The sequence below is a fragment of the Acetobacter indonesiensis genome, from assembly GCF_000963945.1.
Lineage (GTDB): Bacteria > Pseudomonadota > Alphaproteobacteria > Acetobacterales > Acetobacteraceae > Acetobacter > Acetobacter indonesiensis.
The window spans coordinates 1-510 of sequence record NZ_BAMW01000036.1 but is presented as its reverse complement, the minus strand read 5'-3'; the positions used below and the strand labels follow the sequence as shown (position 1 = coordinate 510).

The following is a 510-nucleotide window of genomic DNA, read 5'->3' as shown; positions in this document are numbered from 1 at the left end:
TTTATGTGAGTGAGCGTCGTGTGGGGCGACTGATGCAAGCCAACGGTATTCGTCCCGTATGTATGCGTCAGCATAAAGCCACGACCGATAGTCGACATTCTCTTGGTTTTATCGACAATATTTTGGACTTCCACTTCATAGCCGATGCCACCAATCGGAAAGGGGCAGGCGACATTAGTTATATCTGGACCAGTGAGACTGGCTTTACCTTGCTGTCTTCATTGATCTGTTCAGTTGCCGGTTGGGCCGCCAGTGACCGGTTGAAAAAGGATCTCGCCATCAAGAGCTCTCGATATGGCGATGCGTCTACGCAACCCATCATCGGGCTGTATTCTCCATTCTGATCGCGGTAGCCAATATTGCTCCCATGAGTTTCAGAAGAGTCTGACGAAATACAAGATGAAACCGTCCATGTCCGGCAAGGCAAGCAGTTACGACACCGCCGTGGTCGAGACCTTTTTCAAGAGCCTGAAGGTCGAAATGCTTTGGAGACAAAGCTGGCTAACACGG

The 510-nt window shown here is 50.2% G+C and carries 1 pseudogene; it reads left to right on the top strand.

Annotation, left to right across the window (positions count from 1 at the left end):
• Nucleotides 1–510: pseudogene (locus Abin_RS09825) on the top strand (IS3 family transposase); the annotation flags it as partial.